Genomic DNA, 3,626 nt, shown 5'->3' with positions numbered 1-3,626 from the left:
GGCTTCCTCCGCCGCGACCTCGACGCCGTCACCGCCGGCCTCACCCACGCCTGGAGCTCAGGCGTCGTCGAAGGCCACGTCAACAGGATCAAAACGCTCAAGAGAGCAATGTACGGCCGGGCCTCGTTCGAACTCCTCCGGACCCGCATCCTCACCCAGCCATGAGCTTCACGGAACTACGGTCAGATCCGCGAGAGTCCTCAAGGGGAAGCGACCCGGCCCGGCCGCCGTGCGCTCTCCGTCCAGACCTACGTCATGACCCGCGACCCGGAGGGCGGATGGCTGATCCGCGCGTTCCAGAACACCCGCTACCGGCCCCGCGTCGAGGCGTTGGCGGGCGCCTTGGCCCGGCTGGCGCCCAAGGCGGGCTGAGCGCGCGATATGTACGCGCGTACGCAACGTTGTGTACGCTCGTACGCATGGCCTATGTGACGCTCGCCTGCGCGATCGTGTCCGAGATCCTGGCGACCACCTCGATGAAGTACAGCGACGGCTTCAGCAGGCTGTGGCCGTCGCTGGGGACCGCGCTCGGCTATCTGCTGGCGTTCGCCCTGCTCGCCCAGACGCTGAAGTCGATGAGCGTGGGGACCGCGTACGCCATCTGGTCCGGCGCCGGGACGGCCGTGATCGCGGCGATCGGGATGGTGTTCCTGGGGGAGAGCACCAGTGCGCTCAAGATCCTCGGGGTCCTCCTGGTCATCGCCGGGGTCGTGGTGCTCAATCTCGACGGGGCGCACTGATGCCCCGGCGCTACGACCCCGGCCGCCGGCAGCGGATCATCGACGCGGCGATCGTGGTGGTCGGCGAACGGGGGATCGCCGGGCTCAGCCACCGCGCGGTGGCCGCCGCGGCGGATGTCCCGCTCGGCTCGACGACGTACCACTTCGCGACCCTCGACGACCTGCTGATCGCCGCGCTGCGGCAGGTCAACGGCGAGTGGCTGGCCGACTACGCGCGCTGGGTCGACGGGATCGACCTGACGGCGCCGCTCGCCGACGAGGTGGCCGCGCTGGTCGAGCGCACGCTCGCGGGGGACCGCGCACGGGTGGAGCTGGAGTACGAGCTGTATCTGGCGGCGCTGCGGCATCCGGCGGTACGGCCGATCGCGGCCGAGTGCCTGGACGAGATGGTGGCTCTGCTCGGACGGCGGATCGCGGATGTGCGCACCGCGCGGGCCGTGGTGGCGTTCACCGACGGGCTGCTGCTGCAGCACCTGCTGACCGGCCAGCCCTTCGAACCCGCCGCGGTGCGGGCCGGATTGGCCGGGGTGCTGGGCTGAGGCGGCGGCCGGGGGCGCGGCGGAGCGGCTTGTGCGGCCCTACGAACGCCGTTGTGCGACCGTACGGCCCGGGCCCGATCGCTGAGACCGGTTCGCCTCCGCGGGCGCCCTCCGGTTAGGTTTCGAACATGACCGATGCTGCTTCCTCCCGTACCGCCCGTACCACCGGCGCCGTCGCCGCCGGGCTCGCCACCGTCGCCTCCGACGGCACCGTTCTCGACACCTGGTTCCCGGCGCCCGAGCTGGTCGCCGTGACCGCCGAGGGCCCCGGCCCGGCCGGCACCGAGCGCCTCGACGACGAGCGCGCCACCGAACTGCTGGGTGCCGCCGTCCTCAAGGCGATCGGTCCCGACCCGGTCCGCGATGTCGAGGTCGTCGCCGTCCGTACGGTCATCGCCTCCCTCGACGACAAGCCGCTGGACGCGCACGACGCCTACCTGCGCCTGCACCTGCTCAGCCACCGGCTGGTCAAGCCGCACGGGCAGAACCTGGAGGGCATCTTCGGCCTGCTGGCGAACGTCGCCTGGACCTCGCTGGGTCCGGTGGCCGTCGACCAGCTGGAGACGGTGCGGCTCAACGCCCGCGCCGACGGCCAGCATCTGCAGGTCACCAGCGTCGACAAGTTCCCGCGGATGACCGACTACGTCGCGCCCGCCGGGGTGCGGATCGCGGACGCCGACCGGGTGCGCCTGGGCGCGCACCTCGCGGCCGGCACCACCGTCATGCACGAGGGCTTCGTCAACTTCAACGCCGGCACCCTGGGCACCTCCATGATCGAGGGCCGGATCAGCGCGGGCGTGGTCATCGGCGACGGCACCGACATCGGCGGCGGCGCCTCGACCATGGGCACCCTGTCCGGCGGCGGCAAGCAGATCATCTCGATCGGCGAGCGCTGCCTGCTCGGCGCCGAGTCGGGCATCGGCATCGCGCTGGGCGACGAGTGCGTCGTCGAGGCCGGTCTGTACGTGACCGCGGGTACCCGCGTCACCATGCCCGACGGCCAGATCGTCAAGGCCCTGGAGCTCTCCGGCGGCGACAACATCCTCTTCCGCCGCAACTCCACCACCGGTGCGGTCGAGGCCCGCCCGAACAAGGCGGTCTGGGGCGGACTCAACGAGATTCTGCACAGCCACAACTGACCGTGCACGGCCACACCGGCGGGCCCGGGGGGGGGATCCCCCCAACCCCCAGAGAGTGGTAGCCCCCCCCCCACCCCCCCCCCCCCCCCCCCCCCCCCCCCCCCCTCCCCCCCCCCCCCCCCCCCCCGCCGGAGGTTGCCGCCCTCCCCGCCGCCCCCGCCGGCGCCCCGCGCCCCTGGGTCGCGCCGGGCGCCGATAGGCTGTGCGCCATGCGTGATCTTGCGGCGGGGATGCGGTATCTGGGCAAGGGCCAGCGCTGGGTTGCCCAGCACGGCCGGTGGTGGGGTTTCGGGCTGATCCCGGCGCTGATCGCGCTGGTGCTCTACGCCGCGGTGCTCACCGTGCTCGCCATCTGGTCCGGCGACCTCGCCGCCTGGGCCACCCCGTTCGCCGACGACTGGGGATCGCCCTGGCAGGGGCTGCTGCGCGGGGTGTTCGTGGCGCTGCTGTTCGCCGGCGGGCTGATGCTGTCGGTGCTGACCTTCACGGCCGTCACGCTGCTGATCGGCGACCCCTTCTACGAGTCGCTGTCGCAGAAGGTGGAGGAGAGCGAGGGGGACTGCCCGCCGGGCACGGACCGGCCGCTGTGGCAGGAGATCTGGATCGCGCTGCGGGACAGCGTCCATGTGCTGCTGCGGGCCGCCGGGTTCGGCATCCTGCTGTTCGTCCTCGGCTTCGTCCCGTTCATCGGGCAGACGGTGATCCCGGCCATCGGCTTCTGCGTCTCGGGCTTCTTCCTCGCCGTCGAGCTGACCTCGGTGGCGATGCAGCGCCGGAACATCCCGGTGCGCGAACGGCTGCGGATGCTGCGCGGCCGCAAGGCGCTCGCGGTCGGCTTCGGCACCCCGCTCGTGCTGCTGTTCCTGATCCCGTTCATCGCCGTGGTGCTGATGCCCGGCGCGGTGGCCGGCGCGACGCTGCTGGTGCGGGACCTGGTGCCGGACGAGGAGCAGCCGCCGGAGCCGGATCCGGCTGCGGCGCCGTACGGCCAGCAGCCCGCGCCGCAGGGCGGTTTCGGCCCGGCGCCCGGCGACCTGCCGGCGCACCCGGGGCAGCCGCCGCGGCAGCCGCCGACCGGCTGGTGAACTCCTCGTGACACGGAGCGGGGGGGGGGGGGGGGGGGGGGGGGGGGGGGGGGGGGGGGGGGGGGGGGGGGGGGGGGGGGGGGGGGGGCTGCGAGGAGCCGCGGTCTCGCTCCTTTCTTTTTT

The 3,626-nt window shown here is 73.1% G+C and carries 5 protein-coding genes; all 5 read left to right on the top strand.

The genetic code is table 11. The features are described 5' to 3' along the window. On the top strand, positions 1-165 hold a 165-nt coding region (locus AC0680_RS29935; RefSeq protein ID WP_478634849.1), incomplete at its 5' end, for a transposase. A 254-nt stretch (positions 166-419) separates the two neighbouring features. After that, positions 420-740, top strand: a complete 321-nt coding sequence (locus AC0680_RS29930) for a DMT family transporter (protein WP_478634825.1) — start codon at positions 420-422, stop codon at positions 738-740. Next, on the top strand, positions 740-1,279 hold the full coding sequence (locus AC0680_RS29925) for a TetR/AcrR family transcriptional regulator (protein ID WP_478634822.1): 540 nt from the start codon (positions 740-742) through the stop codon (positions 1,277-1,279). The genes AC0680_RS29930 and AC0680_RS29925 overlap by 1 nt, the downstream gene beginning before the upstream one ends. A gap of 128 nt (positions 1,280-1,407) precedes the next feature. After that, a complete protein-coding gene (gene dapD, locus AC0680_RS29920; RefSeq protein WP_478634819.1) occupies positions 1,408-2,418 on the top strand; it encodes a 2,3,4,5-tetrahydropyridine-2,6-dicarboxylate N-succinyltransferase in 1,011 nt (336 codons plus the stop codon). Positions 2,419-2,627: 209 nt separating this feature from the next. Then, positions 2,628-3,503 (top strand): EI24 domain-containing protein, encoded by an 876-nt coding sequence (locus AC0680_RS29915; RefSeq protein WP_478634816.1) that lies wholly within the window; start codon positions 2,628-2,630, stop codon positions 3,501-3,503. Positions 3,504-3,626 lie beyond the last annotated feature (123 nt).

Source organism: Streptomyces sp. NPDC043738 (assembly GCF_056436545.1).
The sequence above is the reverse complement of the archived record's forward strand: the minus strand, read 5'-3'. Positions and strand labels throughout refer to the sequence as shown.

Excerpts from the sequence above, each read along its gene's own strand:
- AC0680_RS29930 (WP_478634825.1), top strand. The coding sequence starts at position 420 with ATGGCCTATGTGACGCTCGCCTGCGCGATCGTGTCCGAGATCCTGGCG.
- AC0680_RS29925 (WP_478634822.1), top strand. The coding sequence starts at position 740 with ATGCCCCGGCGCTACGACCCCGGCCGCCGGCAGCGGATCATCGACGCG.
- dapD (WP_478634819.1), top strand. The coding sequence starts at position 1,408 with ATGACCGATGCTGCTTCCTCCCGTACCGCCCGTACCACCGGCGCCGTC.
- AC0680_RS29915 (WP_478634816.1), top strand. The coding sequence starts at position 2,628 with ATGCGTGATCTTGCGGCGGGGATGCGGTATCTGGGCAAGGGCCAGCGC.